This window comes from Micromonospora orduensis (assembly GCF_006228125.1).
In the GTDB taxonomy this organism is placed as follows: domain Bacteria; phylum Actinomycetota; class Actinomycetes; order Mycobacteriales; family Micromonosporaceae; genus Micromonospora; species Micromonospora orduensis.
On record NZ_VDFY01000163.1, the window covers coordinates 1 to 25,422 of the forward strand.

Consider the following 25,422-nt stretch of genomic DNA (forward strand, 5'->3'; position numbering starts at 1 on the left):
ATAAGAGACAGCACCGGGGGTGGGCCGTGGCTGGAACGCTGCTGCTCCAGGCCGCCCTGGCCGCCGCCGGCTGCGGCGAGCACCGGCGCGCCGACGAGCTGACCGACCGGGCCGCGGGCGTCGCCGCCAGCCTGAGGGGGTACGACGACCAGCACCGCACCAGCTTCGGACCGGTCGCCGTGGAGATGGCGCGCGTGCTGCTGGCCGCGCAACGAGGTGACGCCGACGCCGCACTAATCAGGCACTCGACGATCGTTCGGCGGGAGGCGTGGCGGCGGCTGCCGGCGGAGCATCGGGGCGCCTACCTGCTCGACGCCGCGCGGGCGTACCTGCACGCGGGTGACCTGCGCGGGGCGGCGCGGGCGGTGGTCGACGCGGACAGTGTCGCGCCGGCTGAGGTTCGGTGGCGGCCGTTGGCGCGTACCCTCATCGCCGTTGTCGCCCGGGCGCAGCCGGCGTCGGCCGGCGTGGCGCGACTGGCGACGCTGGTCGGCCTTACCCGCTGACGGACGAGCGCCGGCGCAGGTCCTCGGCCGGGTTGATGGTGCGGACCGGGTCGGGCACCGTCCCTCGGCGTTGCCACTCGCGGGGGTAGCCGAGGGAGACCTCCTCGAAGCGCACACCGTCGTGGAACGTGGTGCGGGGGATGTGCAGGTGCCCGTAGACCACTGTGGCCGCCCCGAACCGCAGGTGCCAGTCGTGGGTGCGCACGGTGCCGCACCACTGCGCGAACAGCGGGTACCGCAGCACGTCGGTCGGCTCGCGTACCAGCGGATAGTGGTTCACCAGCACCGTCGGCAGCTCCGGGTCACGCTCGGCCAGCCGCCGTTCGGTCTGGGTGACCCGGGCGGCACACCACGCCTCGCGGCTCGGGTACGGGTCGGGGTGCAGCAGCGCCTCGTCGGTGCACACCACCCCGGCCTCGTACGCCAGCTCCAGCGACTCCTGCCGGGTACGCGCCTCGGGCACCCGGAACGTGTAGTCGTACAGCACGAAGAGCGGGGCGATCGTGGCCGGACCGCCGACGCCGTCCCACACCGGATAGGGATCCTCCGGAGTGACCACGCCCAACCGCCGGCACAGCGCCACCAGTTCGCGGTAGCGGGCCTCACCGCGCAGTCCCACCGGGTCGCCCGGGGGTGTCCACAGTTCGTGGTTGCCGGGTGCCCAGACGACCTTCGCGAACCGGCTGCTCAGCAGTGCCAGCGCCCATTCGATGTCGGCGTACCGCTCGCCCACGTCGCCGGGCACCAGCAGCCAGTCGTCGTCGTGGCCCGGGCGGAGTTCCTGGACGAACGCCCGGTTCTCCGGATGGCCGACGTGCAGGTCGCTGACGGCCCGTAGCCGGGGCGGAAGGCTCACGAACCCGAGGGTAGGCGGTCGCCGCGCGATCGGCACACCTCCGTCCCGCCGGCGGGCACGGTCAACAGAACCAGCCGTCCTGCACCCAGCCGCGCCGGTTGATGTACCCGTAGGCGAAGCCGTAGACGTAGCCGCCGCTGCGGGGACCCTCGACCAGGAATGTCTGACCCTGGTAGAGGGTGCCCATCCAGGCGCCGTTGGGCTGGGTGCGGACGAACAGATCGCTCGCGCACACCGTCTCCCGCTGGCCGATCGTGCCGTTGGCGGCCTGCGCGGGGGCCGGCGCGGCGATGGTGGCGGCGACGATCCCGGTTAGCACGCCAGCCATCACCCGGGTCCTCACCATGAGTCGTACCCGCCGATGCACTCGGCGCGCAGGTAGCCCCAGTCGTTGGGGCCGAAGTCGAACGACGCCGCCCACCCGTTGTAGACCGGGTGCGCCCCCGGCGTGTGGCCGATCTTGTTGCCGTAGGCCAGGGTGCGCTTGAGGCCGGTGGGCCCGCCGGCCGAGTCGTAGTTGGCGTAGAAGCTGGCGCTCTGGCAGACCACGATGGCGTGTCGTGGCACCACCGGGTCGGCCTGGGCCGGCGTGGCGCCCAGGGCGGCCACGGTCGCTCCGACGGCCAGCGCTGCGAGACTTCTTCGAAGCATGCCCACCTCCCGTGCGCCGAAACTTTCCTACCGGCGATCATATCGATGCTGTCGATAAATGTCGATGGAAGGTGGGCGTGCGAGTCGGCTCCGGAGGTGCCTTCGGTGGCCCGCATATCCGCCGACCCGGCGGGAAAGCGCTGACGTCCGAGAGCCAGAACCGGAGCAGGAGACGAACATGCCTTTCATCACCGTGGGTACGGAAAACTCCGCACCCATCGACCTGTACTACGAGGATCACGGATCCGGTCAGCCCGTGGTGCTCATCCACGGCTTCCCGTTCAACGGGGCAACGTGGGAGAAGGAAACCAGCGCGCTGCAGAAGGCCGGATACCGGACGATCACCTACGATCGGCGCGGTAACGGCAACTCGGCGCAGCCGGCGTTCGGGTACGACTACAACACGTTCGCCGCGGACCTCGACGTGCTGATGACCGAGCTGGACCTCAACGACGCCACCCTGATCGGTCACTCGATGGGCACCGGCGAGGTCGTCCGCTACCTGGGCAACTACGGCTCCCAGCGGGTCAGCCGGGCCGTGCTGCTCAGCCCGCTGCAGCCGATGTTGGCCAAGGCCGACGACAACCCGGAGGGCGTCGACCGGAACCTCTTCAAGGGTTTCCAGGATGCCATCATCAAGGACCGGTTCGCCTACCTGACGTCCTTCTGCGACGCGTTCTTCAACCCTGATCAGAACATGGGCAAGCGGGTCAGCGAGGAGGCGTACCGGGCGCACTGGCAGATCGGCGCGATGGCCTCCGGCAAGGCCACTCACGACAGTGTGGACGCCTGGCAGGAGGACTTCCGACAGGACCTGCCGAAGATCGATATTCCAGTGTTGATCGTGCAGGGTGACCAGGACCGGGTGCTGCCCTACCCGGTGACCGGCCAGCGGCTCGGCCCGATGATGCCGACCGGCACGCTCGTCACGCTCAAGGGCGCGCCGCACGGCATCCCGTGGACGCACGCCGACGAGGTCAACAAGGCGATCATGGACTTCATGAAGCAGCCCGCCAAGGCCAGCGCCTGACCCGTACCGGTAGCCGATCGGACGCCAGCGTCACGATGACGCTGCGGCACCCGACCCGGGGTCGGGTGCCGTCGGCGTTCAGGGCCGGCGGGCCACGACCGCGCCGTTGGCGCCGGGAGCGTCGAACGGCACGGTACGCACGTCGACGAAGCCGGCGTCGGTCAGCCAGGCGGCGTACTCGGCGCCCGAGTAGTTCCGGCCGCCCTCGGTCTCGACAAGCATGTTCATCCCCATCAGGGCCGCCTCCGGTGGCCCGGTGCGCTCGTCGTTGAGCAGCAGCTCGCAGACCACGATCGCCCCGCCGGCCGGCAGAGCCGCGTGGCAGCGGGCCAGCAGCGCCCGGTTCGTCGGCTCGTCCCAGTCGTGCAGGATCATGCTGAGCAGGATGACGTCGTGCCCGTCCGGCAGCGCCGGATCGGCGAGGAAGTCCCCGGGCGCCGCGTCGATCCGACCGGTCAGGCCGGCCTCGGCGATCCGCTCCCGCGCTCGTACGCACACGTGCGGCAGGTCCAGGACGGTCGCCCGCAGCTCGGGCAGGCGGCGGCAGAACTCGATCGGGAACGCGCCCGCCCCGCCGCCCACGTCGAGCAGCCGGCGGTGCGCGGAGAAGTCGTACGCGTCGGCCAACGCGCTGGCGGTGAAGCTGGACGTGGAGAACATCGCGTCCCAGAACTGCGCCAGCATCTCCGGATCGGCGGTGTCGAACATCGACTGTTGGGCCTCCGGGTCCCAGGTCAACGGCCGGTCCGTGCGCAGCGCCTCGCCGATGCGGTGCCAGGGCAGGTAGGTGCGTAGGTCCGAGTAGCGGACCTGCGCGCCGAAGTAGTACGGGCGGCCCTCGACCAGGAACTGCTCGGCCAGCTCGGTGTTGCGGTAGCCGTCGCCGGACTTCTCCAGCAGCCCCAGCGAGGCGCTGGCGGCCAGCAACAGGTCCGCCGGCCGGTCCGGCAGCCCGAACTCCGCGGCGGCCTGCTCGACGGTCATCGTCCGCCCGCCGGCCAATCGGGTGAACAGGCCGAGCTCGACGCCGACCGCGAGGGTCTTGAACCCCCACACACCGGCCACCAGGCGCATGAGGGGAGTGGGAGTGATCATGCGGACATCAGATCACGATTCTGCTCCGTCCACGATGGGCGGTCACGCGCGCAGCAGCGTGACCAGCCCGGCGGCCACCAGCACCCCGGCCCAGAGCCGATCGACGTTGAACCACGCCCGACGCAGCACCCCGACCCCGAGCACCTGGTAGACCAGCACCGCCACGACCAGGGCGGTGCCGAGCATCGCCACGGTGTGCACGCCCGCCGCCGCCAACCCGGGCAGCGCACCGACCGGCGCGGCGGCCAGGTGCCCGGAGTGCCCCCCGGGCACCGGCTCGGCGACCAGCACCGGCAGCAGCATCAGCCCCGCGCCGTGCGCCGACGACATGAGGAACGACCAGCCGGCGAGCTGCGCCGCGGACAGCCGCATCCCGGCCCAGCGGAAGTGCCGCTCGGAGAGCAGCCGCCACAACCCGAAGCCGACCAGCAGCACGCCGCCGACCACCGCCAGGGCGGTGCTGGCCGTCACCGATCTGGTCGCGGTGACCAGGGCGGCGACGATCGCCACCGAGGCGAGATGCCCCGCCGCGATCGGCGGCAGGGCGCGCAGCAGCGCCGCCTGGCTGCGCTCCTGCAGGCCCCGGGCCACCGCGAACAACCAACCCATCGCCGGGTTCAGGCCGTGGAACGCGCCGAGCGCCGCGAGCGTCGCCAGGGTCCCGAGGGTCACGGGAAGCAGTACGAGTCGGAGGAAGCGTCCCCGCCCTGCAACCGGGTCTGGTGCACCCGCAGACCCCGGAACTCCTCCCCGTGCGGGAAGAACCGCTCATCGGGGGTGAGCCCGCCGGCGTCGACGTCCACGTCGAGCTTGGCCAGCCAGGCGCCCACCCCGTCGGGGTAGAACTGGTCGTCCCACGAGCCGTAGAGCGAGTTGCTGACGTAGACCCGCCGCCCGTCCCGGCTCACCTCGACCATCTGCGGGCCACCAGCCAACGCCTCGTCGGGCGCGGACGGGTGCGCCGTGCGGCGGACGATCCCACCGAGGCGCACCGAGCCGGTCTGCACCGGGTGCAGCGGGTCGCTGACGTCGTACTGGCGCAGCTCTCCGGTGCCCCAGCAGGAGACGTAGAGGAACCGGTCGTCCACCGACAGGTCGATGTCGGTCACCAGTGGCGGCACCGCGCCGAACGGCTTGAGCAGGTCGGGCAGGTCCGCCGGGTCGGCCGGCTCGGCCGGGATGTCGATCACCTTGGTGACCGCCCAGGCGTCGCCGTCGCGGTGCCACAGCCAGACCGAGGCGGACAGGTCCTCGACACTGATCACCACCCCGACGAAGCCGTACGACTTCGACGGGTCGTGTGCCGGACGCAGCTCCAGCGGCATCTGATACTGGTCGCCCAGGTCGACCCGCTGGACGTGGCGGCGTTTCGCGAGGTCCCAGAAGTGGATGGCGTGGCCGTAGCGCCGGCCCAGCAGCAGCTCGCCGATGATGCCGTCCTCGATCATCGACGGGGTGCCCCACTCGCTGGTGACCAGCACGTCCTGGGTGAGATGCCACCACAGGTCGTACGCCAGGAACTGCGGACCCCGGTCGGCCTCCCACGCCCCGCGGACCTCGAAGGTGGTGTGGTCGAGGATCGCGATGCCTCCGGGCCCCTCCGCGCCGTCGGCGCCGCCGAGAGCGGAGAGGTAGATGCCGTCCGGGCCGCAGTGCACGGTGTGCGGCCGGGAGTAGCCGGCCCGCTTCGCCAGCTCCTCCGGGCCGATCACCTTGACGACCTGCGGCTGGCGCGGGTCGGGCTGCGTGTCGAGCACGTGGATCCGCGACGACCGCAGACCGGGCACGATCAGGTAGCGCCGCTCGACGTGCGGGTGCGGGGCGGTCGGGCAGAGCGCGCTGCTGCACGCGTTCCAGCCGAAGTGGTGCACCTCGTCACCGACGTACGGCAGGTCGGTCCAGCCGACGACGCGGCCGTAGTCGGGGGAGTCGGGGTCGGTGTCCAACACCACGATGGCGTCCGGGCGGCTGGCGGTGCGGTCGAAGGCCGCCACGTAGGCGAGCTTCTCCGCCGGTGCCGTCGCGGCCTCGCGGGGGGACGGGTAGAAGGTGGGGTCGGGGGTCCAGCGGGTCATCGCGTCTCCGCTCGTCAGGTGGTGGGAACGCCGAGCCGGTCGAGCAGGTGGCGGCGCAGCGCGCCGAAGGCCGGGTCGTCCGGCGTACGGGTGGGGGCGAGGTCGACGGGCAGGTCCGCGGCGATGCGGCAGTCGGATCCGCCCGGCGGCGTCCGCACCGGACAGCCCCAGCCCGACGTTGTCCGCCACCCGTTTCCAGGGCAGCAGCCGGTGTTTCTGGAAGACCACGGCGGCGGTGCCGTGCACGACGCTCGTCCCGCTGGCCTCGCCGTCCAGCCCGGCGAGAATCCGCAGCCCGAACGCCCGCGCACCGCGTGGACGGTGAGCACCGGCGCGGTCCCGTTCAGGTGGCCCGCAGTCCGCGACGCCATGTCAACATCCTCCTCTCCGCGACGCGCAACGCAAGGTCGGATATCAGTCCGAGCAGCGCGTAGACGAGCAGGCCGAGCACCACCCCGTCGGTCTGGCTGAACTCCCGCGCCTCCATCATCAGAGAGCCGCGTACTGGTTCGGCGAGGGTGTGCTGCCGATCCTGCGCGACCGTGGACTGTGGCGGCACCCCGACGGCCAGCCGGGGTCCGCGGGGCAGGTCGACATCCCTTCGCCGGAGTGCCGACGCGGGAGCCCGCCGCGGCCCGCTGACCGGGCCGGACGCCGCGACTCAGCCGGGTCGGCGGGCCAACCTCCGGCCGACCCGCCGCGCGACGAGGCTCACCGCCGTGCTGCCGGCCGCCATCCCGATCAGCACCAGACCCGCCCCGACCGGCCACAACCCGCTGTCATCTGTCGACGCGGCCCGCCACGACCAGGCCGCCGTGAAGGCCACCGTCATCACCGGCGCCACCAGCCACGGGCTGAGCCGGGTACCGGCGAGCGCGGCCAGCAGCACGAGCGTCAGCACGCAGCCGACCACCTGCCACGTCGCGTACGGGCCGCTGGTCGCGCCGGTCTGCGCGTCGACCGTGTACCCGGTGTCCCAGCTCAGCCAGAGCAGCCACACCCCGACCGTGGCCGCCGCCAGAAACAGAACACCGAGCAGTGCCCGCGTACCCCTCGTCGCCGTCATCCGGCGATCATGCCTCGCGTTCCCGCGAACCGGAATGGGTGCTGGTCTGTTGCCCCGGCCGGTGACGATCCTCTACGGTCGGCTCTAGCGGTGGGCGGTGCGGTCCGCATCCGACCCGACACCGCCGAATGCCCGTCGTGCGGGCCGGGATGGTGGAGTCCCGGGTCGCCCCGTCGGCGGTGCCCCGGCGTTCGTGTGAATCCCAGCTCGTCTCCGGGCGTTGCCGCCCGGCGGTTCGGTGTGGAGCCGACGGCGAGCCGGGCACGCCGACCCACCGGGAGAGCCCCGTGTTCCTCGGGCCGCACGAGCGGGTGGCGCGCGGGATGGCGTACGTCCCGCAGGGGCAGCAGTGCTTCCCGCACCTGACCGCCGCGGAGAACCTGCGGCTGGTCGCCGACGGCCGGCGCGACGGCGCGGTGGCCACGGCGGAGGCGCTGGATCTGTTTCCGGCGCTGCGCCCGCTGCTGCGGCGTCGGGCCGGGCTGCTCTCCGGCGGTCAGCGCCAGCAGTTGGCCATCGCCCGCGCGCTGATCACCCGGCCGCGGCTGCTGATGCTCGACGAGCCGACCGAGGGCATCCAGCCGTCCGTGGTCGCCGAGATCCAGGAGCGGATCGTCGAGCTGACCCGGCAAGCCGGCTTCAGCGTGCTGCTCGTCGAGCAGCACCTGGGTTTCGCGTTGCGGGTGGCCGGTCGCTACCACGTGCTGGAGTCCGGTCGGGTCACCTCGTGCGGCGACGGCGGCGTCACGGCGGAACGCGAGGTCCGCGCGGCCCTGGCGGTCTGAGCCCCGACCCGGTCCCTTCAGGTCGCGGGCGGCATTGCCGCTGCCGGTCAGGTCGTCGGCGCGGGCCCGGTCGAGTCGCGGACGACCAGCAGGTGCCCGGTCCGGCGGCGGCGGGGCCGCGCCGAGCGGGGCTTGAGGGCGAGGGCGAGCGCCGTGCGGCCCATCTCGGTCATCGGCAGGCGGATGGTGGTGAGGCTGGGGGCGAGGTCGGCCGCCACGGAGACGTCGTCGAAGCCGACGACCGACATCCGCGCCGGCACCGCCACGCGGCGGGACCGCAGCGTCGACAGCACGCCGATCGCCATGGCGTCGTTGAGCGCGACGATCGCGGTGGTCTCCGGGTGCTCGTTGAGGATCTGCTCGGTGGCCGCGCGCCCGCCGCCCCGGGTGAAGTCGCTGTGCACGACGGCCAGGTCGGCGCCGTACGCCCCGCGCAGCCGCACGGCCGACGACACGCCGGCGAGCCGGTCGGCGACCGTGGTGAGGCCGGCGCTGCCCGCGGCGACGGCGATCCGTCGGTGGCCGAGATCCATCAGGTGTTCGGCGAGCGCGAAGCCGCCGGCCTCGTTGTCCGGTAGGACGGCGTCGACGCCGAGCGCGTGCCGTCCGATGGCGGCGACCCGGCCGCCGTGCTCCTGGAACGCCGCAAGCTCGGCGCGGGCCTCGGCCTCCACCCGGGGGTCGTCGTAGCCGGAGCCGCTGATCAGGATGATGCCGACCCGTTGGGCGATGAGGTGGCGCAGCTGTTGCAGCTCGTAGGCGGGGTCCCGGCCGGACTGGCAGATCTGCACCAGCAGTCCCTGTTCTGCGGCGAGGTGGATGACGCCGGCGGAGATCTCGGAGAAGTAGGGGTCGTCGACCTGGTGGACGATCAGGCCGACCGTGGAGCGGGCGCCCCCGGCCAGGGTGCGGGCGTACGGGTTGGCGACGTAGCCCAGCTCGCGGGCGATCCGCCGGATCCGGTCGGCCACCTCGGCGCTGACGCCGTCGCGGCCGGCGAGGGCGCGCGAGGCGGTCGCCAACGACACGGCGGCGTGTTCGGCGACGTCCACGAGGCGCGGTCGCTGGTTGGCCCTGGACATCCGCAACTCCCCGAAAACATCCATGTCACCCGGTCTATTGCCAGTGACGTTCATCGAAGCCTAGGGTACGTAAGCGCTTACGTAAGCGCTTACGTAGCCGGCACCGCCGTGCCGCGAAACGAGGTGAACGCGATGTCCAGGGCCAGACGAGCCGCCGTCGCCACCGTCTCCCTGCTGGCGATCGGCGTGCTGACCAGCGCCGGAGCGCCGCCCGCGCAGGCGGACCGGAGCATCTCCCACGACGTCCACCCGGCCCTGCGCGCGCACCTGGTCGCCGCGTACGACTTCGACCACCCGGTGCCCGGCGACCCCGCGCTGGAACGCGACCAGGGCCGCTCCGGCACCGAGATCGAGCTGGTCAACGGTGGCGCCGCCATGCGGATGCCCGACCGCGCCTACCCGGGAAGCCGCAACGCGGTGCAGACCCGGCAGGTCGATCCCGCGGTCGCCGGCAACGACGACTGGAAGGCCGGCACCTGGTCGGCCAGCGGAGTGCGGACGCTGCGCGCCTTCGCCGGCACCGGGGGCACCACAGTGATGGGCTGGTTCAAGCTGAACATGGACAGCCCGCTGCCCAACTCCACCACCGCCGACCCGGACGACAGGTACAACGCGATCGGCCTGGCCGGGGTGCTGACCGGCGACTCCGACGGCCACGGCGTCCGCGCCCTGCTGGAGCTGATCGACGTCGACGGGGAGCTGCGCCTCGTCGCGCTCGGCCGACGCCTCGACGGCGGAAACTCCCAGACCTTCGCCGCGACCCGGGACTGGCGCGAGCTGCTGCCGGCGGGGGAGTGGGTGCACCTGGCCGCCACCTTCGACTTCGGCACCGGCGCCCTCGCCCTGTACCGCAACGGGGAACCGGTGGACGGCTTCTACACCCGTACCGACGACCCGTGGCTCGTGTCCGGCCCCGGCCCGCACGTGACCACCGCCTCGGACCCCCGGGGCATCAAGATCGGCGGGAGCTTTCCCCAGAACACGCTGGAGCGCAACCCGTGCGACTGCCGCATGGACGGGCTGATGTTCCTCGACAGCGTGGTCTCCGCGACCGACGTGCGGAGGCAGTACCGCCACCTGGCCCGCTGACCACCCTCGGCACCGTCCCACCGAGAAGGAGACACGCGTGCGCACCCTGTACCGCCGCACCGGCGGAATCCGCCGCCCCGTCCTGAGGGCGGGCCTCACCGCCCTCGTGCTGGTCCTGTCCACCCTGGTCGCCACCCCCGCCCGCGCCGCCGACGCGGTGTACGACCCGATCCCCGAGATGCCGACCCAGTCCCGACTCGGCCTGGTCCTGAGCGAGTACGCCAGCTTCCCGCAGTCGTACCCCACGCCGGCGCCGACCGATCAGCGGCTCATGCGCACCGCCCGGATCAACACCATCATGGAGCTGCCCGACGGCTCCGGCCGGCGGGCGGTGCCCGACCTCAACGGCCACCTCTACCTGGTCGAGGACGGTGTGCCGCACGTCTACCTGGACGTGGCGGCGACGTTCGCGCCGCGGTTCTTCTCCGGCCGTGGCCTCGGCCAGGGCTTCGGGTACGTCGCCTTCCACCCGGAGTTCGGCGCCAACGGCCGCTTCTACACCATCCACACCGAGCTGGCGTCGGCGACGACCACCGCACCGGACTACGCCCAGCCCGGCACCGTCTACCACGGGGTCATCACCGAGTGGACGGCCAGCGACCCGTCCGCCGACACGTTCGACGGCACCCGCCGGGAGGTGCTGCGCATCGGCTTCGGCGGCCAGGTGCACGGCATCCAGGAGATCAACTTCAACCCGACGGCGAAGCGCCACGACCGCGACTACGGCCTGCTGTACCTCGCGGTCGGCGACGGCGGCCTGGGCGCGCGCAACACCGATCCGCAGAACCTGGCCCTGCCGCACGGCAAGCTGCTGCGGATCGACCCGCGCGGCACCACCTCCGCCAACGGGCGGTACGGCATCCCCGCCACCAACCCGTTCGTCGGACGCGCCGGCACCCTCGGCGAGATCTACGCCGTGGGCTTCCGCGACCCGCACCGGTTCAGCTGGGACCGGGCCACCGGCCGGATGTACCTCGGGCACATCGGTGAGCACGCCGTCGAGGCGATCTACGAGGTCCGCGCGGGCGACAACTTCGGCTGGAGCGAGCGCGAGGGCTCGTTCGTGTTCGACAGGGCGGCCACCGATCCCTGCGACCGGCTCTACCCACTGCCCGCCGACGACGACAGGTACGGCTACACGTACCCCGTCGCCGCGTACGACCACGACCCCGCCGCGGACTGGAACTGCACCGCGGACGTGGGTGTCGCGGTGGCCGGCGGGTTCGTCTACCGGGGGCGGGCGCTGCCCGCGCTGCGCGGCAGGTACGTCTTCGGTGACCTGGTCGACGGCCGGGTGCTCTACACCGAGGCGAACGAGATGCGCCGTGGCCGTGGGCTGGCCCCGATCCACCAGCTCGCGCTCTTCGACGCGGCCGGCGCCCCGGTGCGGATGCGGGACCTCTCCGGTCCCGGCGCTCCCGGCGACCCCAACCGGGTGGACCTGCGCTTCGGCACCGACACCGCCGGTGAGCTCTACGTCGTCGCCAAGGCCAACGGGAAGATCTGGAAGGTCACCGGGACGAGGGAGTTCGCCAGCGGCGACGTCGGGCACACCACCCTGCGCCGTACCGCCGGCGCCGCGAACTGGGCGCCGGTGACGCCGGCGAAGTGGCGGTTCACCCGCGACCAGGTCATCCTCGCCGAGGCCGGAGAGAGCCGGCCGGGACCGCGCCGGCCCTTCGAGTACGCCGTGCTGACCGCCGGCCCGACCTGGTCGTCCGTCCAGATCGACGCCCGGGTACGACTCGACACGCCGGTTGGGGTCACCAACCGGGACGTCATCATCGTCTTCGGCTGGCGCTCGGACACGGAGTTCTACTACGCCCACCTCTCCACCGACAACACGATCTACCCGCACAACGGCATCTTCAAGGTCGACAACGCCGATCGGGAGCGCATCGACCACCAGTGGAACGGCCGCTCGCGCGGCGCGAACCCGGCGATCACCGACGCCGACTGGCACCGCGTCCGGGTGGTGCACCTGCCGGCCACCGGCGAGATCGCGGTGTACGTCGACGGGCACCGCGATCCGCTGCTGACCGCGAAGGACACCACCTTCGGATCCGGGCGGGTGGGCTTCGGCTCGTTCGACAACGTGGGCCGCCTGCGGGGCCTCACCGTCACCGGCGCGCCGGCCTGAGCGTCGTGCCCGGTGGGATCGGCGTGCCCGCACGGCCGTCCCCACCGGGCACGCCCGGCGCCGGTGTCCGCCGACCGGCCCCGGAAAACCCAGTCCGGTTCGTAGAATCCCTGCCATGCCGGAGATCGTCGAGTTACTGGCCTCGCCCGTGCACCGCTTCCTGGGCCGGCCCGCCGACGGCCCGGCGCCGGCCCCGCCCGGCGAACTGGTCGACGTGGTCCGCATCCGGTCCGGCCTCGGCATCGTCGGCGACCGCTACTTCGGTCAGCCGGCGCACCGCGACGCGAGCGTGACAGTCATCGCCCAGGAGTCCCTGCCGGCCGGTGTCGGCCTCGCGGAGGTCCGCCGCAACATCCTGACCAGCGGCATCGCGGTGGATGAGCTGATCGGCAGGGTGCTGGTGCTCGACTCCGGAGACGGCCCGGTCAGCCTGCGGGTCAACCGGGCCGCCCGGCCGTGCGCCTGGATGGACGTCACCGTCGGCCCGGGGGCGTGGAAGGCGCTGCGCACCACCGGCGGCATCAGGTGCACGCCCCTGGACGACGGCACCCTGCGCGTCGGGCCGGTCGACATCACCGTCGGGCCGGTGCGCGGGTGACGCCGACGGAGGTGGTGGAATGACACCCGAGCTGCGTCAGCTCATCGGGGAGTTGCGGGCCGACCTGGTCGAGGACGAGCCGGCGAGCCTGGAGTACGCCCACTTCGGCGAGGGCGCCGCGATCGACGCCGTGCCGGCGGGCCTCCCGACCGACCTGCGGGACCTGCTGCTGGTGGCCGACGGCCTGCGCGCCGGCCTGGTCGAGCTGGCGTCCACGTCGACCCTCGCCGGCATCCAGTACCACCTCGACCACGCGCCGGACTTCTCGACCATCCCCGAGGACCGGGCGGGTTGGTTGGTGATCGGCACCTGCGGCGACGACCCGATCCTCATGGACCGCGGCACCGGCGCCGTCTGGTACTTCCCGCCGACCGGCACCGAGTGGTTCATGTCGGACACGTTCGAGGAACTGGCCCCCGACCTGGGCTCCTTCGTGGACTATTACGTGCTCGGCCCGGGCTACGCCGAGCTGACCCCGTCAGACGACCTGTGGTTCGCGTTCCTCGACGAGCAGGGCCTGCTCGACGACGAGGAGGACGAGAGCCCGTGACGGGGATCAGACCGGACTGATGTGCGCGGCGAGGACCCGCCAGCCGTGCGGGTCGTCGTGGACCCACGTCCGGGTGTAGCGCAGGCGTGCCGACATCGGCACCCCGTCGAACACGCCGGCCACCCGGCCCAGGAAGAACGTCACTCCGGTCGAGCCGACCACGAGCAGGTCCAACTCCTCCTCCACCAGCTCCTCGATCACCGAGGTGCGGTCCCGGTGCGCGGTCAGGTCGTCCTCCTTGCGGTACGAGCGGCCGTCCGGGCCGATGGCGATCAACTCATCGACGAGCAACTGGTCGAGGGCGGCGACGTCACCGGCCCGTTGGGCGGCCTGAAGGGTGCGCTCGGCATCGAGCAACTCCGCCTCGCGTTCACTGTCCGGCATGGGCCGTCCTCCCGATCGGGGTCCACCCGGGGCCGTCGTCCGACCGGGCTGTCCGCATTGTGGCAGCAGGATGGCGCGCCCACGTGCCGATCGGCGTCCGGGTGCGTCGCGCCGGGCGTTGGGCGCGTGGTCGGCCGCTGACTAGGCTGCTGACGTGACTGACCGAGGCACGCGGGCCGCCGAACCGGCGCCCCGCGTCGAGGATGTCGTCCGGGAGATCCTCGCGGTCGTCCCGGCCGGGTGCAGCTGGCTGCGTCCGGTGCGCGACGGCGGGGTCACCACCGACTTCCGGGTCGAGGCCACCAGCGGGCAGGACATCTACGGCCGCGGGGTCGGCCGGGTGGGCCTTCTGCTCAGCGAGCTGTACCCGAACATGGTCGACGGCCCACTCTGGCAGCTGTACCAGGAGGTGCTCACCACCGGATCGCCCGGCCGTCTGGCCGAGTTCCGGTACGCGGAGCAACGCGCGGGCGTCGTCGCCGAGTCGCTGTTCGACGTGCGGGTGGACCGGGTGCTCGGTGGCCTGCTGGTCGGCTGGCGCCGGCTGGACGAGGACCAGCGGCGGTTGGCGCGTACCGAGCTGTTGGGCAGCCTCGGCTGGGCCGAGTACGACCTGGCCAGCGGGGTCAGCGAGTGGTCACCCGGGATGTACCGGATCTTCGAGCGGGACCCGGCGCTCGGTCCGCTGTCCCGGGCCGAGCAGGCGGCGGCCATGCTCCCCGACGACCAGATGGTGGGCGAGGTGGCCTGGCAGACGCTGGACAGCGGGGCGTCCTCCGATGTCACGGTCCGGTTCCAGGCGCCGAGTTCGGTGAAGTACCTGCGGATCCTCTCCGACGCCTCGCGCGACGCGGCCGGCGCACCGTTGAAGATCTACGCCGTGCTGCAGGACGTGACCGCGCGGGTGGATTCGCGGACCGCCATCGAGCAGCTCAGCGACCAGCTCCGGACCCGGGAGACCACCGCGCTGGCCGAGCACCGGCTGGCCGGACAGTTGCAGAACCTGATCCAGCCGGTGCCCCGCGACGTGTTCGGGCTGGCCGGCCTGGAGGCGATGGTCACCTACCTGCCGGCGGAGAGCGCGGCCCGCGTGGGCGGGGACTGGTACCACGCCCAGACGTTGCCGGACGGCAGGGTCGTGCTCGCCGTCGGCGACGTCGCCGGTCACGGGCTCGACGCGGCCAGCGGGATGGCGCACCTGCGCTTCGCCCTGGTGGCCTGGCTGTCGATCGGCATCCACGACCCGGCGGAGCTGGTCGGCCACCTCAACCGCCTGTGCGGGCAGCTCGCGATCACCGCGACGGCGGTCGTCGCCGTCTACGACCCGGCGACCCGGGAGCTGTGTTGGGCACGCGCCGGGCACCTGGCGCCGCTGCTGTCCCGCGCCGGCGAAACCGGCCCGCTCGACCTTCCGCCGGGTCTGCTGCTGGGCGCCAGCGCCACCTCCGCGTACGGGGTGTGCGCGGCACGCCTGCGCCCCGGTGACCTGGTGCTGTTCTACACCGACGGGCTGGTGGAACGACGGGTGCCCGCCGACGCCCCGCTGGAGCAGGTGGCTGTGACGCTGTCCGCGTTCACCGCCGGGCCGGGGGAGCCCCTCGGTCGGCTGCGGGAGCTGCTGCACCAGCCCAACCCGGACGACGACACCTGCACGCTGGCCGTGCGCGTGCTGCCCTGACCGGATCACCCAGCCGGGTCACAGCTCCAAGCGGATCCGTACGACGGTGCCCTCCGGCGCGCTGAACATCGCCACCTCGTCGCAGACCTGCTCCACGATGGCGAGCCCGCGCCCCCGTACCGCCTCGGCGGCCGGCATGGCCCGACCGAGCGTGCGCGTCGGTCCCTGGTCGATGACGTCGCAGACCAGGTGGCCCGCCTCTGTCCAGAGCCGGACCCGGCCGCCGCCGGTCGTGTGCTGCAACGTGTTGGTCGCCAGCTCGCTCACGGCCAGTGCCAGCAGCTCCATTCGGTGCGCTGCCAGACCCCGGGCCGAGGCGCCGGCGCAGACGAACGCGCGCAGCGCCCGCAGATCCGTCGCCACCTGGTACGCCATGGTGTCCGCGACAGGGGCGGACGTGGCCTGCTCGGTCACGATCTCCCGCCGGTCGGCCGGCATCAGCCGGCCAACTGCTCGTCGGCGGGCGGGCTCAGCAGATGGCCCACGCCGGTGATGTCCAGCACGCTGGCGACCGCCCCGTCGGCGTTGACCACGTAGAGCCGCCGGCCGTCCGTGCGCGCGGACCGGTAGGCGGTCACCAGGGTGTGCAGGCCGGTGGAGTCCAGGAACCGCAGCCCGCCCACGTCGACCACCACGACCGGCGCGCCGCGCACCGCCGAGGTCAGCACGGCGGTCAGCTCGTCCCGGGCGGCCAGGTCACACTCGCCGATCAGGGTGACCACGATCCGGCCGGGCGCGCTGGACGTCCGGGCCTCGAAGTGGGGCATCGGGCAGCAACACCCTTCCTGGTAGCGACGGCCGTTGTCGGCACATCATGCCACCTGTCACCCGATCGACCGTGTCCTCCGTTCGGCGGTGATCAACAACGGTCCGTCCCTGTCCCCGTCGGCCGGGCGTCGTCGACCTCTACGGGCGGATGTCCAGCGCGCCGATCAGGCCGTCGCGCAGCGTGAACCGGTACCGCAGCTCCACCGGGCTGCCGGGAAAGGTGCCGCTCACCCGGACGAGGACCTGGTACGAGTCGCCCGCCTGCGGCTCCACCCGCAACGGCTCGGCCGTGTACGAGTACGCGTCCATCGACTTCTGCCGCCACGCGCGGATCGAGGCCCGCCCCTCGTACAGCCGGTCCTCGTCGGCCACGCTCGCCGTGTCGGCGAAGCACGCCACGAAGGCGTCCAGGTCGCCGTCGTCGACGGCTCGGAAGTACCGGTCGAGCACCTCGGGCAGGTCGACCGCCATCTGCTCCTCCTGCGCCGCGGGCCACTGTCGGGCGGCCGCCGTTCCCCGTCCACCCCACCGTACGAGACCGGGTCGGAGCCGCGCGGGGCAACGAACAGAACGCGCCGGGTTTGCCGCTGGTGGACCCGGGTAGCCACGCGTCTCCGGAACGAGAGGCGGGGGCATGGCCGAGCTGACGTTCGTCGACAAGGTTGCCGCACGGGCGGGTGTGTCGCCGCAGCAGGCGCGCCCGCTGACCGAGGCGGTCCTGCGGACCCTCACCGAGCGGCTCAGCGGCGGAGAGGCCGCCGCGCTCGCGCCCCACCTGGCCGCCGAACTGAGCCCACTGCTGGTCAAGGCCACCGAGGATCCGGAGGCGTTCGGGTTCGACGAGTTCCTGCGCCGGGTGGCCGACCGCGCTGGCACGGACCGCGCCGCCGCCGAACGCGGCACCCGGGCCGTGCTCCAGACCATGCACCGGGTGGTGGGGCACCGGGAGTTCGAGGACGCGCTGTCCCAACTCCCGGCGGACCTGCGGGCGTTGGCCCAGCCGCTGCCGCACGGCCCCTGACGGGCGTCGAGTCGACCGCCGTGGGCGGGGTCCGGCCGGTCGACGGCCGGACCCCGCCGTCGGCTCTCGTCGCCCCGCCGGTGTTGCCGAGGATCCACACCTCGCCGTCCTGGGAGGTGCCGGACTGGTCGCTGCCGCCCCAGGTCGAGATGACCAGCCGGCCGTCGGGCAGCCAGTCCATGCCGGTGACCTTCGGCTGGAAGCCGCTGGGCCGCAGGTTGGTGAGCGTGTAGCCGGGGTGCACCCCGGTCAGCGGCAGGCCGTCGCCGGGGGAGTCGGTGACCCCCTCGCACTCCTTACGACCCGGCGCGGTCACCCGGACCACTCCCGCGTCGGTGCTCAGCACCGAGCTCGGTACGACCACGAAGGACGACGAGCCGGGCGTCCGCCACTCCAGGGTGATCTGCTGCCCACCGTCGCGCTCGAAGTGGTCGATGCGCAGCGGGTGCAGACCGGCTGCGAGGGTGACGGTGCCCTCCTTGGGTGGGGTCGCGCCGTGCAGGCCGTCGTGGTTGATCACCACGCTGTTGTCGATCGACAGCTTGGACCCGTCGTCGCTGCTGAGCCGGAACGTGTAGCTGCCGGCCTGGGTGATGGTGATGTTGCCGAGCACCTGCGAGACGAAGTAGGTGTCGAAGCCGAAGTCGGCCGTCGACGTCCAGTTGATCGTGGACATCAGCCTGTCCACGTTCGGGGTCTGCGCGGGCTTGAGCGTGCAGATCTCGGAGAGCGGCACCTGCACGTCGAAGACGCGCAGCGTGACGCCGGGTTCCTGCTCGGGGGCGGCGCTGGCCGGGGCGGCCCAGAGGCCGCCGGCGAGGACGAGTGCCAGCGCACCCAGGAGGGGACTGCGGAGTCGGCGTAGCAGCCGTGTGCCCATCGTTCCTCCAGGAGGGATCGGAGTGTCCGACGGCCGGCGTACGAAGCAGTGGTGTGAGGCGGTGGCCGCCGGCCCGGCTCCGAAACGTCCTCGACGCCGACGAGTGACGAACCGGAAACACCGGGTTGATGGGTCGAGACATTAAGGGGTTTCGATTGCACTGTCCATGGCTTCGCGTCGATACATCAAAAGTTCCACATGTTCGTACGAAAGTCGGGGGCGGACGCGCCGAACCGTCAGGTGTGTCGGGCGCTGTCAGGCGGCTCTAGCGCCGACCGCGGCGAGCCGGCCTACGGCTCGTGCCGGCCTTTCGACCTGCGGCGCCGCCGGACTGGCGGGTGGTGCCAGCCGGCCGGCGAGCGGCGCCGGTCGACCGACCGGGCGCGGGTTCGCGCCGGGCCGCCACCACGACGATCGCACCGACGACCAGCACCACGGCGGCGGGTAGCAGCCAGGGCGGCAGCCCACCCTCCGCCGGGGAAGCGGTCGGCCCGGCCACCGGCGCGGCGGTCGTGGCCGACGCGGCGGTCGTGGCCGGGTGGTCGCCCTCGGCCAGCGCCAGCAGGGCCGGTTCCGGCCCGTTCGTGGGCGCCGTCCAACCGGCCGGCGCGGCCGTGCCAGGGCCCTGGTAGTCGAACGTGACATCACCCCGCACGGCCTCGCCGTCCGAGGCGACGGAGAGGTAGCTGGCGGTGTAGCGGCCCTTCGCCGGCCAGTGCGCCACGGTCACCATGGCGGGGAAGCCGGTGTGGTACAGCCGGGGCTCGAACACCCCGTTGACCGTGAAGTACTCCGTGACCGGCTTGTCCAGCCGCTTCGGCTCACCGAACGACCAGCCATTGTCCACACGCGAGCCGTTCGGCCCGGTGATGGTGAAATGCGCGTTCGGGGCCGGCTTCTCGGTGAAGTACAACGCCAACCGGGTCAGCGGCTCGCGTACCACGGTGCCGGTCAGCGGGGTGGACGTCGCCAACTGGCCGTGCGCGGACGCCGGAGCGGCCGGCAGTGCCAACGACACCACCGCCGTCGCGGCCACCGCCGTCGCGGCCACCGCCGCCGCGACCCGACCCAGGACCTCACACACAGTGACCAGCCTCGATCGCATTCGTTCATCATGGTCATTTCCCCGTCGCCGAACAAGACGTAGAGTTCTCATCCCCGACGATCAGTTCGACCCCCGTCCCCCTCGCGTCGTTCGGAGTCCGCCCGTGCACGTCCGCACCCCCGCCGCCCGCACCCGCGCCGCCCTCGCCGCCGGCCTGCTGGCCGCCCTGCTCGCCGCCGGTTGCGGGCAGGACGACGACCCCTCCGTGGCCACCTCCTCGACGCCCACGGCGGCCGCCGCGACGCCGAGCGCCACCACCGCGGCGGCGAGCCCGACACCTGCCGCGACCGCCAGCACCCCGGCCGTGGACCGGGAGATCACCGTGCGGATCGCCAAGCGGCGGATCGACCCGCCGACCGGCCGGGTCACCGTGGGTAAGGGCGAACTGGTCCGGATCACCGTCACCTCCGACGTACCCGACGAGCTGCACGTGCACGGGTACGACCTGGGCGCCCGACTGCCGGCCGGCACCCCCGGATCGGTCGAGTTCCGCGCCGACAAGACCGGGCTGTTCGAGGTGGAGACGCACGAGACCGAGCTGGTGCTGTTCCAGCTCGTCGTCCGCTGAGCGGGATGACCACCGCTCCCACGCTGCTGGCGCACGGCGTCGGCGGCCGGCAGGACCTGCCGATCACCCTGCCGCAACTCGTCGCCGCCGCCGCGCTGACCCTCGTCGTCACGTTCCTCGCGCTGGGTCTGCTCTGGCGCGAGCCGCGACTGGACCGGGACGCGACAGGTGGCCGCCCAGTGCCCCGGTGGCTGGCCGGCCTCGGCGACGCGCCAGCCTTCCGGTGGGTGCTGCGCGGCCTCGGCCTGCTCGCCGCCGCCTGGTTCTGCCTGTGCCTGCTGGCCGGGCCGGACTCCGCCGACAACCCGACGGCCGGGGCGCTCTACGTGCTGCTCTGGGTCGGGCTGGCGCCCGTGTCGCTGCTGCTCGGCCCGGTCTGGCGGGCCGTCAACCCGCTGCGGACCCTGCACCTGCTCGCCGCGCTCGCCGTACGACGCGATCCGCGGCGCGGCATCCGGGAACTGCCGGCCGGCGTCGGGATCTGGCCGGCCGCCGGCACCCTGTTCGGGTTCGTCTGGCTGGAGCTGGTCGCGCCCGACCGGGCCACCCTGCCGGTCATCACGGTCTGGCTGGCCGGGTACGCGACGGTCATGCTGGTCGGGGCCGCGCTGTTCGGCGCCGGCTGGTTCGACCGGGCCGACGCGTTCGAGACGTACAGCACGCTGATCGGTCAGCTCGCCCCGATCGGCCGCGCCGACGACGGCGTACTGGTGTGGCGAAATCCCCTCGACGGCATCGCCGGGCTGCGACCCCGTCCCGGGCTGGTCGCCGTGGTGGTCGTGCTGCTCGGCTCCACCATGTACGACAGCCTCTCCAACGCGCCCGGCTGGCTGCGCTTCAGCCAGGAGAACGGGCTGCCGCCGGCGGTCACCGGCAGCGCCGGGCTGGTCCTGGTCATCGTCGCGGTCGCCGTCGCGTACCTCGCCGCCACCGGGGCCGCGGCCCGCATCGGCCGCACCGGACCCGCCGAGGCCCGGGGCGTGCCCGGCGAGATCGCCCACTCCATCGTGCCGATCGCGGTGGGATACGTCGTGGCGCACTACTACTCGCTGCTGATCCTGGAGGGTCAGCGCACCGTCGCGCTGCTGTCCGACCCCCTCGGCACCGGCGCGAACTGGCTCGGCACCGCCGGCTGGCAGCCGCACACCGGGCTGGTCACACCCTCCGGGGTGGCGACCCTCCAGATCACCGTCATCATCCTCGGGCACCTGCTCGGCACCCTGCTCGCCCACGATCGTGCCCTGTACCTCTTCCCTCGGGCCCGGGCGGTCGCCGGCCAGCTGCCGCTGCTGGCGCTGATGGTCGCCTACACCGTCGCCGGACTTCTGCTGCTCTACGCGGGGTGATCCGACCCGGTTCCGACCCGTGCGTCAGGATGGCTCGTGGACTCCGATCTTCAGCGGTACCTCGACGACCTGGTCACCGCCGCCCGGGGCGTGCTCGGGGCCGACCTGGTCGGCGCGTACGCGGCCGGCTCGGTGGGGCTCGGCGCGTACCAGGCGGGGCGCAGCGATGTCGACGTGGCGCTGGTCAGCGCCGGCCCACTGACCCGGGTCGCCAAGCGTGCGCTGGTGGCGCGGCTGCGGCACGAGGCGCTGCCCTGCCCGGCGCGCGGGCTGGAACTGGTCGTCTACCGCCGCGCGGTGGCCGCCTCGGGCACCCCGGAGCCCGGCTTCGAGGTCGAACTGAACACCGGCGCGACCATGCCGTTCCGGTGCACGCTCGACCCCGCCGACCGGCCCGCCGCCGACGGCCGCTTCTGGTACGGACTGGACCGCAGCATCCTGCACCAGAGCGGGCTGCCGCTGCTCGGCCCACCGGCGGGGGAGGCCTTCGCCGACCCGGCCCCGGCGGACCTGCGCCGACTTCTCATCGAGGCGCTGTCCTGGTGGCTCGCGCTGCCGACCCCGCCGGACGACCGGCCCGCGCCGGGCGCCGAGGACGCCGTGCTCGGCGCCTGCCGATCGCTGGTGCGCCACCGCGACGGCGTCTGGCTCGCGAAGGTGGCGGCGGGACAGCGACTCGTCGACGCCGGCGACGCGCCCGAGGTGGTCCGTCCGGCGGTCGCCGCGCGGCACGGCGGGCCGCCGCCGACCGGAGGTCAGGCACGGGCCTTCCAGCGGCGGGTCCGTGACGAGATCGCCGGTTGAGACCGCCCCACGTCACCGCACCGGGCGGGCCTGGAGCGAGGCGAAGAGCAGGTTGAGGCCCTCGGTCATGGTCGGATGGGTGATGACGGCGTCCCGCAGAGCGGTCCACGGCATCCCGGCGAGCATGGCCAACTGCACCGAGGTGATCACCTCCCCGGCCTCGGCGCCGAGCAGCGCCGCGCCCAGGATCCGGTCGGTGCCGGCGTCGATGACCGCCTTCCACATGCCCTCGGTCTGGCGCAGGGTCCGCGCCCGGGGGATCGCCGCGACGGGCAGACGCGCGACCTGGATGTCGTACCCGGCGCGGCGTGCCTCGGTCTCGGTGAGACCGACCCGCGCCAGCTCCGGAGTGGTGAAGACGGTGTACGGAATCAACCGCCCGGCGGTGCTGCGACGCTCGCCCGCGAGGTTCGCCCGCACGATCCGGTAGTCGTCGAGCGAGGCGTGGGTGAACTGGGGGCTGCCGGCGACGTCCCCGGCCGCCCAGGTGCGTTCGGCGGTCGTGCGCAGGTACTCGTCGACCACCACGAAGCCCCGCTCGTCGAGCTGGACGCCGGCGACGTCCAGGTCGAGTCCGTCGGTGACCGGCTCCCGGCCGACCGCCACCAGCAGGTCGTCGCCGCTCACCACGCTGCCGTCGTCCAAGGTCACCCGGACGGTGCCGTCGGCGTCGCGGTCCACCCGGGCGACCGACACGGCGACGCGCACGTCGATGCCGTCGTGCAGGAAGACCCGCAGCAGTGCGTCACTCACGTCGGGATCCTCGCGGCTGAGGATCTGGGGGCCGCCCTCGACCACCGTCACCCTGCTGCCGAACGACGCGAACATCTGCGCGAACTCCACCCCGACGGTCCCGCCGCCGAGCACCACCAGCCGGGCCGGCAGCCGGTCCAGGCGCAACAGGCTCTCGCTTGTCAGCACTCCGGCCTCGGCCAGTCCGGGCACCGAGGGCAGGTGCGGACGCGTACCCGTGTTGACCACCACGTCGGCGCCGCGCAGCAGCCGCTCGCCGCCGTCGGGCAACGACACGCGCACCGTCCGGGGTCCGACGAACCGGGCCGTACCGATCACCAGGTGCAGGCCGGAGTCGAGGAACTGCTGCCGGTTGGCGGCGACCATCCCCTCGACGACGTCCTGCTTGTGCGCGCGCAGCAGGTCCACATCGACCCGACCGCCCTCGACCGCCAGGCCGAGCGCGGACGCGTCGCGTAGAAGACGGGCAGCCCGAGCGCTTGTCACCAACGCCTTGGTCGGGATGCACGCGACGTTGATGCAGCTGCCGCCGATCATGCCGCGTTCGACCATCGCCACCCGCCCGCCGGACCGGGCAATGTCCATGCCCAACGTCTTGCCGGCCTTGCCGCCGCCCACGACGAGCAGGTCGAACTCCTCCGGTCGGTCGGTCACCGGGCGCTCCTCTCGGTCGCCGGACGGCCGGCGGGTCGCCGCCGACGCTCGACGACCCGCCCAGCCTGCCAGCTCCGTGGAACCGTCGAGCCGGTTCGGCCCGGAATCCGCCCCGCTGACCGTCGACGCGTCAGGCGGTCAGTGGCGCGCCGTGCCGTTCTCGCTGACCGGCTGGCCGAAGGCCAGGAACGGCACCGGCGTCGGTACGTCCGCGCCGATGTGCCGGGGGTAGCTCGGCCGGGCGTCGGCGGGCGGTTCCGAGGTCTCCGGCTCGTCCGCGCCGCCCGAACCGCCGCGCCCGGCGGTGGCCTGCCCCTCGACCGGCTGCTCGACGGGCGCCTGCTCGACGGGTGCCTGCTCGACCACGGGTTGCGCGGCGCGCTCGTGCTCGACCGGCTGCGCGGCGCGCTCGTGCTCGTCGACCGGCTGCGCGGCGCGAGCCTGGTCGGGTGTGGGCTGCTCGACGCGAGCCTGGTCGGCCGAGGGCTGCTCGACGCCGGGGCGGTCGAGGCTGATCAGGTTGGCGCCCTGCCGCTCCGGCACGGACCGGTCGGAGGTGGCCCGGTCGGCGTTGGAACGCGCGCCCACCATCGGGTACTCGGCGGTCTCCGTACCGCCGGCCGCCGCGGCCATCACCGCGGCGGCGGCCAGGTCGGCCACCCGCTTGGCCTCCCGCTGCACCCGGGCGCGTACCTCCTTGGCGTGCCGCTCGGCGGAGTCCCCGGCACGCCGGGCCTCGTCCAGTCGGGCGCTCTCGGCGGTGAGGTCCCGGCGGACCTCGTTGAGCCGCTGCTGCATCCGGGACAGCTCGTTCTCCAGCGTCTCGCCCTCCTCGCGGATCTCGGCGAGCTGCTGGCCGGCGGTGTCCAGTTCGGCGTTCAGCGCCGCGGCCTCCTGCCGACGCTCCGCGATCTCCTGCTGCAACGTGGCGAGCTGCTCCTGGTGGCTGGCGGCCTGCTCGTCGGCCCGGTTGCGCAGCTCGGTCACGTGCTGCTGCGCCTCAGCCAGCAACTCGGCGATCTGCTGCTCGGTGGCGCTGCGCTGCTCGGCCAGCTCCTGCTCGGCGGCGGCCCGCTGCTCGGCGACCTCCTGCTCGGCGGCGGTCCGCCGTTCGTTGACCTCCCGCTCCACGCCGGCCTGCCACTGCGCCATCTCCTGCTGGTTCTTGGCCCGCGCCGCCTGGAGCTCCTGCTGGATCTGCGTACGGGCCGACTTCATCAACGCGTCGGCGGCCACCCGGGTCTGGTTGAGCTGCTGCGCGCTCTGCTCGGTGATCCGCTTCGCCTCGTGCTGGGCGCGCTCGTGCGCGGTCTCACCGTCGACGCGCAGCTGCTCCGCGTGCTCGCGGATCGCGGTCAGCTCGGCCTCGGCCAGGTTGCGCCGCTCCTCGTGGGCCTGCTCCTGCTCGGCGCGTCGGTTCGCCAGTTCCTCGGCGAGGTCCTGGCGTGCCTGGGCGGCGCGTTCGCGGGTGTCGACGAGGATCCGCTCCGCCTCGGTGCGCAGCTCGTTGGCCCGGTCGGTGGCCGTTTCGATGATCATCGCGGCCTGCTTCTCGGCGAGAGCCATTATCTCGCCGACCATCGGGCCCAGATCCTGGAACGAGGCCCGGTCCACCTGCACCGGCTGCTCCTGGAGCTCGGCCAGCTCGGCGCGCAGGCGCTGCACCTCGGCGGTCAGTTCGCGGACCCGCACGGCCGAGCGCCCGTGTTCCTTGCTGAGCATGGTGAGCTGGCCGTCGAGCTGCTCCAGGTGCCGGTCCACCTGGCGTTTGTCGTAGCCGCGCAGGGCGAGCTCGAAGCTTGGCCGAGAGGCCGCATCGTCGCGTACTGCGAGCGGCTCAGCGCCGATGGACATGCACCATCCTCCGTACGATCGGGCGCCAGGGGGCCGGCGGTCCGTGAGTGTGGCGCAACGCTACCGCCGCGCCCACCCCCGTGC

General features: G+C 72.9%; 28 protein-coding genes and 2 pseudogenes. 12 read left to right on the top strand and 18 right to left on the bottom strand.

Going from position 1 to position 25,422, the window contains the following annotated elements:
• Positions 1–506, top strand: a pseudogene (locus FHG89_RS16655) (helix-turn-helix domain-containing protein); the annotation flags it as partial.
• On the opposite strand, the gene FHG89_RS16660 reads toward FHG89_RS16655, so the two are convergent.
• The 3 genes from FHG89_RS16660 to FHG89_RS16670 form a co-directional block, all read right to left on the bottom strand.
• Positions 496–1,362, bottom strand: a complete 867-nt coding sequence (locus FHG89_RS16660; protein ID WP_139585308.1) for a metallophosphoesterase family protein — start codon at positions 1,360–1,362, stop codon at positions 496–498. The pseudogene FHG89_RS16655 and the gene FHG89_RS16660 overlap by 11 nt on opposite strands.
• Before the next feature lie 61 nt (positions 1,363–1,423).
• Positions 1,424–1,690 carry a hypothetical protein gene (locus FHG89_RS16665; protein ID WP_244295536.1) on the bottom strand — a complete coding sequence of 89 codons (267 nt, stop codon included), beginning with the start codon at positions 1,688–1,690 and terminating at the stop codon, positions 1,424–1,426.
• 11 nt (positions 1,691–1,701) lie between these two features.
• Positions 1,702–2,013 carry a hypothetical protein gene (locus tag FHG89_RS16670; protein WP_139585310.1) on the bottom strand — a complete coding sequence of 104 codons (312 nt, stop codon included), beginning with the start codon at positions 2,011–2,013 and terminating at the stop codon, positions 1,702–1,704.
• Positions 2,014–2,191: 178 nt separating this feature from the next.
• Between FHG89_RS16670 and FHG89_RS16675 the strand changes: the two genes are divergently transcribed.
• Positions 2,192–3,043 carry an alpha/beta fold hydrolase gene (locus FHG89_RS16675; protein WP_139585311.1) on the top strand — a complete coding sequence of 284 codons (852 nt, stop codon included), beginning with the start codon at positions 2,192–2,194 and terminating at the stop codon, positions 3,041–3,043.
• A 78-nt stretch (positions 3,044–3,121) separates the two neighbouring features.
• On the opposite strand, the gene FHG89_RS16680 is transcribed toward FHG89_RS16675, so the two are convergent.
• The 6 genes from FHG89_RS16680 to FHG89_RS16705 form a co-directional block, all read right to left on the bottom strand.
• Entirely contained in the window at positions 3,122–4,138 is a 1,017-nt protein-coding gene (locus FHG89_RS16680; protein ID WP_139585312.1) for a methyltransferase, read from the bottom strand.
• Between the two features lie 42 nt (positions 4,139–4,180).
• Positions 4,181–4,810 carry a hypothetical protein gene (locus tag FHG89_RS16685; RefSeq protein WP_139585313.1) on the bottom strand — a complete coding sequence of 210 codons (630 nt, stop codon included), beginning with the start codon at positions 4,808–4,810 and terminating at the stop codon, positions 4,181–4,183.
• Positions 4,807–6,213: a selenium-binding family protein gene (locus FHG89_RS16690; RefSeq protein ID WP_139585314.1), complete on the bottom strand. Its 1,407-nt coding sequence runs from the start codon at positions 6,211–6,213 to the stop codon at positions 4,807–4,809. The genes FHG89_RS16685 and FHG89_RS16690 overlap by 4 nt, the downstream gene beginning before the upstream one ends.
• A gap of 14 nt (positions 6,214–6,227) precedes the next feature.
• The gene (locus FHG89_RS33805; RefSeq protein WP_244295538.1) at positions 6,228–6,371 is read right to left on the bottom strand and encodes a hypothetical protein; all 144 of its coding nucleotides are present in this window, start codon (positions 6,369–6,371) and stop codon (positions 6,228–6,230) included.
• A 185-nt stretch (positions 6,372–6,556) separates the two neighbouring features.
• Positions 6,557–6,772 (bottom strand): hypothetical protein, encoded by a 216-nt coding sequence (locus tag FHG89_RS16700; RefSeq protein WP_244295539.1) that lies wholly within the window; start codon positions 6,770–6,772, stop codon positions 6,557–6,559.
• A gap of 102 nt (positions 6,773–6,874) precedes the next feature.
• Positions 6,875–7,279, bottom strand: coding sequence for a hypothetical protein (locus tag FHG89_RS16705; RefSeq protein ID WP_139585315.1), 405 nt, complete (start codon positions 7,277–7,279; stop codon positions 6,875–6,877).
• A 287-nt stretch (positions 7,280–7,566) separates the two neighbouring features.
• Between FHG89_RS16705 and FHG89_RS16710 the strand changes: the two genes are divergently transcribed.
• Positions 7,567–8,064 carry an ATP-binding cassette domain-containing protein gene (locus tag FHG89_RS16710; protein ID WP_244295541.1) on the top strand — a complete coding sequence of 166 codons (498 nt, stop codon included), beginning with the start codon at positions 7,567–7,569 and terminating at the stop codon, positions 8,062–8,064.
• A gap of 47 nt (positions 8,065–8,111) precedes the next feature.
• On the opposite strand, the gene FHG89_RS16715 is transcribed toward FHG89_RS16710, so the two are convergent.
• Positions 8,112–9,170, bottom strand: coding sequence for a LacI family DNA-binding transcriptional regulator (locus FHG89_RS16715; RefSeq protein WP_244295543.1), 1,059 nt, complete (start codon positions 9,168–9,170; stop codon positions 8,112–8,114).
• 108 nt (positions 9,171–9,278) lie between these two features.
• Between FHG89_RS16715 and FHG89_RS16720 the strand changes: the two genes are divergently transcribed.
• The 4 genes from FHG89_RS16720 to FHG89_RS16735 all read left to right on the top strand — a co-directional run bounded on the left by FHG89_RS16720 (position 9,279) and on the right by FHG89_RS16735 (position 13,523).
• Positions 9,279–10,235: a LamG-like jellyroll fold domain-containing protein gene (locus tag FHG89_RS16720; protein WP_208760999.1), complete on the top strand. Its 957-nt coding sequence runs from the start codon at positions 9,279–9,281 to the stop codon at positions 10,233–10,235.
• 37 nt (positions 10,236–10,272) lie between these two features.
• Positions 10,273–12,375 carry a PQQ-dependent sugar dehydrogenase gene (locus FHG89_RS16725; protein ID WP_139585317.1) on the top strand — a complete coding sequence of 701 codons (2,103 nt, stop codon included), beginning with the start codon at positions 10,273–10,275 and terminating at the stop codon, positions 12,373–12,375.
• A gap of 115 nt (positions 12,376–12,490) precedes the next feature.
• Positions 12,491–12,973, top strand: a complete 483-nt coding sequence (locus tag FHG89_RS16730) for an MOSC domain-containing protein (RefSeq protein WP_139585318.1) — start codon at positions 12,491–12,493, stop codon at positions 12,971–12,973.
• Between the two features lie 19 nt (positions 12,974–12,992).
• A complete protein-coding gene (locus tag FHG89_RS16735) occupies positions 12,993–13,523 on the top strand; it encodes an SUKH-4 family immunity protein (protein ID WP_139585319.1) in 531 nt (176 codons plus the stop codon).
• Between the two features lie 6 nt (positions 13,524–13,529).
• Here the strand turns inward: FHG89_RS16735 and FHG89_RS16740 are convergent, their stop codons facing one another.
• Positions 13,530–13,907, bottom strand: coding sequence for a nuclear transport factor 2 family protein (locus FHG89_RS16740; protein ID WP_139585320.1), 378 nt, complete (start codon positions 13,905–13,907; stop codon positions 13,530–13,532).
• A 154-nt stretch (positions 13,908–14,061) separates the two neighbouring features.
• Here FHG89_RS16740 and FHG89_RS16745 point away from each other — a divergent pair, with 154 nt between their 5' ends.
• Entirely contained in the window at positions 14,062–15,585 is a 1,524-nt protein-coding gene (locus FHG89_RS16745; RefSeq protein ID WP_139585321.1) for a PP2C family protein-serine/threonine phosphatase, read from the top strand.
• A gap of 18 nt (positions 15,586–15,603) precedes the next feature.
• Here the strand turns inward: FHG89_RS16745 and FHG89_RS16750 are convergent, their stop codons facing one another.
• The 3 genes from FHG89_RS16750 to FHG89_RS16760 all read right to left on the bottom strand — a co-directional run bounded on the left by FHG89_RS16750 (position 15,604) and on the right by FHG89_RS16760 (position 16,824).
• A complete protein-coding gene (locus FHG89_RS16750; RefSeq protein WP_139585322.1) occupies positions 15,604–16,023 on the bottom strand; it encodes an ATP-binding protein in 420 nt (139 codons plus the stop codon).
• Entirely contained in the window at positions 16,023–16,352 is a 330-nt protein-coding gene (locus FHG89_RS16755; protein WP_139585323.1) for an STAS domain-containing protein, read from the bottom strand. The genes FHG89_RS16750 and FHG89_RS16755 overlap by 1 nt, the downstream gene beginning before the upstream one ends.
• 139 nt (positions 16,353–16,491) lie before the next feature.
• Positions 16,492–16,824 (bottom strand): nuclear transport factor 2 family protein, encoded by a 333-nt coding sequence (locus FHG89_RS16760; protein WP_139585324.1) that lies wholly within the window; start codon positions 16,822–16,824, stop codon positions 16,492–16,494.
• A gap of 163 nt (positions 16,825–16,987) precedes the next feature.
• Here FHG89_RS16760 and FHG89_RS16765 point away from each other — a divergent pair, with 163 nt between their 5' ends.
• Positions 16,988–17,374, top strand: coding sequence for a DUF2267 domain-containing protein (locus tag FHG89_RS16765; protein WP_139585325.1), 387 nt, complete (start codon positions 16,988–16,990; stop codon positions 17,372–17,374).
• 370 nt (positions 17,375–17,744) lie between these two features.
• On the opposite strand, the pseudogene FHG89_RS33810 reads toward FHG89_RS16765, so the two are convergent.
• Together FHG89_RS33810 and FHG89_RS16775 are read right to left on the bottom strand one after the other, a co-directional pair.
• A pseudogene (locus FHG89_RS33810) lies at positions 17,745–18,254 on the bottom strand (PA14 domain-containing protein); the annotation flags it as partial.
• A 265-nt stretch (positions 18,255–18,519) separates the two neighbouring features.
• Complete coding sequence (locus FHG89_RS16775; RefSeq protein WP_167517449.1) at positions 18,520–19,359, bottom strand: copper resistance protein CopC; 840 nt, start codon at positions 19,357–19,359, stop codon at positions 18,520–18,522.
• Between the two features lie 103 nt (positions 19,360–19,462).
• Here FHG89_RS16775 and FHG89_RS16780 point away from each other — a divergent pair, with 103 nt between their 5' ends.
• The 3 genes from FHG89_RS16780 to FHG89_RS16790 are packed head-to-tail and all read left to right on the top strand — an operon-like array spanning position 19,463 to position 22,077.
• Entirely contained in the window at positions 19,463–19,927 is a 465-nt protein-coding gene (locus FHG89_RS16780) for a cupredoxin domain-containing protein (protein WP_139585327.1), read from the top strand.
• A gap of 5 nt (positions 19,928–19,932) precedes the next feature.
• Complete coding sequence (locus FHG89_RS16785; RefSeq protein WP_139585328.1) at positions 19,933–21,273, top strand: hypothetical protein; 1,341 nt, start codon at positions 19,933–19,935, stop codon at positions 21,271–21,273.
• A gap of 36 nt (positions 21,274–21,309) precedes the next feature.
• On the top strand, positions 21,310–22,077 hold the full coding sequence (locus FHG89_RS16790; RefSeq protein ID WP_139585329.1) for a nucleotidyltransferase domain-containing protein: 768 nt from the start codon (positions 21,310–21,312) through the stop codon (positions 22,075–22,077).
• A 12-nt stretch (positions 22,078–22,089) separates the two neighbouring features.
• Here FHG89_RS16790 and FHG89_RS16795 read toward each other — a convergent pair whose 3' ends face one another.
• A complete protein-coding gene (locus tag FHG89_RS16795; RefSeq protein ID WP_139585330.1) occupies positions 22,090–23,484 on the bottom strand; it encodes an FAD-dependent oxidoreductase in 1,395 nt (464 codons plus the stop codon).
• Positions 23,485–23,622: 138 nt separating this feature from the next.
• Positions 23,623–25,338 (bottom strand): coiled-coil domain-containing protein, encoded by a 1,716-nt coding sequence (locus FHG89_RS16800; RefSeq protein WP_139585331.1) that lies wholly within the window; start codon positions 25,336–25,338, stop codon positions 23,623–23,625.
• Positions 25,339–25,422 lie beyond the last annotated feature (84 nt).

Coding starts and splice junctions, on each gene's coding strand:
- FHG89_RS16665 (WP_244295536.1), bottom strand. CDS start 1,690: ATGGCTGGCGTGCTAACCGGGATCGTCGCCGCCACCATCGCCGCGCCG.
- FHG89_RS16670 (WP_139585310.1), bottom strand. CDS start 2,013: ATGCTTCGAAGAAGTCTCGCAGCGCTGGCCGTCGGAGCGACCGTGGCC.
- FHG89_RS16675 (WP_139585311.1), top strand. CDS start 2,192: ATGCCTTTCATCACCGTGGGTACGGAAAACTCCGCACCCATCGACCTG.
- FHG89_RS16680 (WP_139585312.1), bottom strand. CDS start 4,138: ATGATCACTCCCACTCCCCTCATGCGCCTGGTGGCCGGTGTGTGGGGG.
- FHG89_RS16690 (WP_139585314.1), bottom strand. CDS start 6,213: ATGACCCGCTGGACCCCCGACCCCACCTTCTACCCGTCCCCCCGCGAG.
- FHG89_RS16705 (WP_139585315.1), bottom strand. CDS start 7,279: ATGACGGCGACGAGGGGTACGCGGGCACTGCTCGGTGTTCTGTTTCTG.
- FHG89_RS16715 (WP_244295543.1), bottom strand. CDS start 9,170: ATGGATGTTTTCGGGGAGTTGCGGATGTCCAGGGCCAACCAGCGACCG.
- FHG89_RS16720 (WP_208760999.1), top strand. CDS start 9,279: ATGTCCAGGGCCAGACGAGCCGCCGTCGCCACCGTCTCCCTGCTGGCG.
- FHG89_RS16730 (WP_139585318.1), top strand. CDS start 12,491: ATGCCGGAGATCGTCGAGTTACTGGCCTCGCCCGTGCACCGCTTCCTG.
- FHG89_RS16735 (WP_139585319.1), top strand. CDS start 12,993: ATGACACCCGAGCTGCGTCAGCTCATCGGGGAGTTGCGGGCCGACCTG.
- FHG89_RS16740 (WP_139585320.1), bottom strand. CDS start 13,907: ATGCCGGACAGTGAACGCGAGGCGGAGTTGCTCGATGCCGAGCGCACC.
- FHG89_RS16750 (WP_139585322.1), bottom strand. CDS start 16,023: ATGCCGGCCGACCGGCGGGAGATCGTGACCGAGCAGGCCACGTCCGCC.
- FHG89_RS16755 (WP_139585323.1), bottom strand. CDS start 16,352: ATGCCCCACTTCGAGGCCCGGACGTCCAGCGCGCCCGGCCGGATCGTG.
- FHG89_RS16760 (WP_139585324.1), bottom strand. CDS start 16,824: ATGGCGGTCGACCTGCCCGAGGTGCTCGACCGGTACTTCCGAGCCGTC.
- FHG89_RS16765 (WP_139585325.1), top strand. CDS start 16,988: ATGGCCGAGCTGACGTTCGTCGACAAGGTTGCCGCACGGGCGGGTGTG.
- FHG89_RS16775 (WP_167517449.1), bottom strand. CDS start 19,359: ATGCGATCGAGGCTGGTCACTGTGTGTGAGGTCCTGGGTCGGGTCGCG.
- FHG89_RS16785 (WP_139585328.1), top strand. CDS start 19,933: ATGACCACCGCTCCCACGCTGCTGGCGCACGGCGTCGGCGGCCGGCAG.
- FHG89_RS16800 (WP_139585331.1), bottom strand. CDS start 25,338: ATGTCCATCGGCGCTGAGCCGCTCGCAGTACGCGACGATGCGGCCTCT.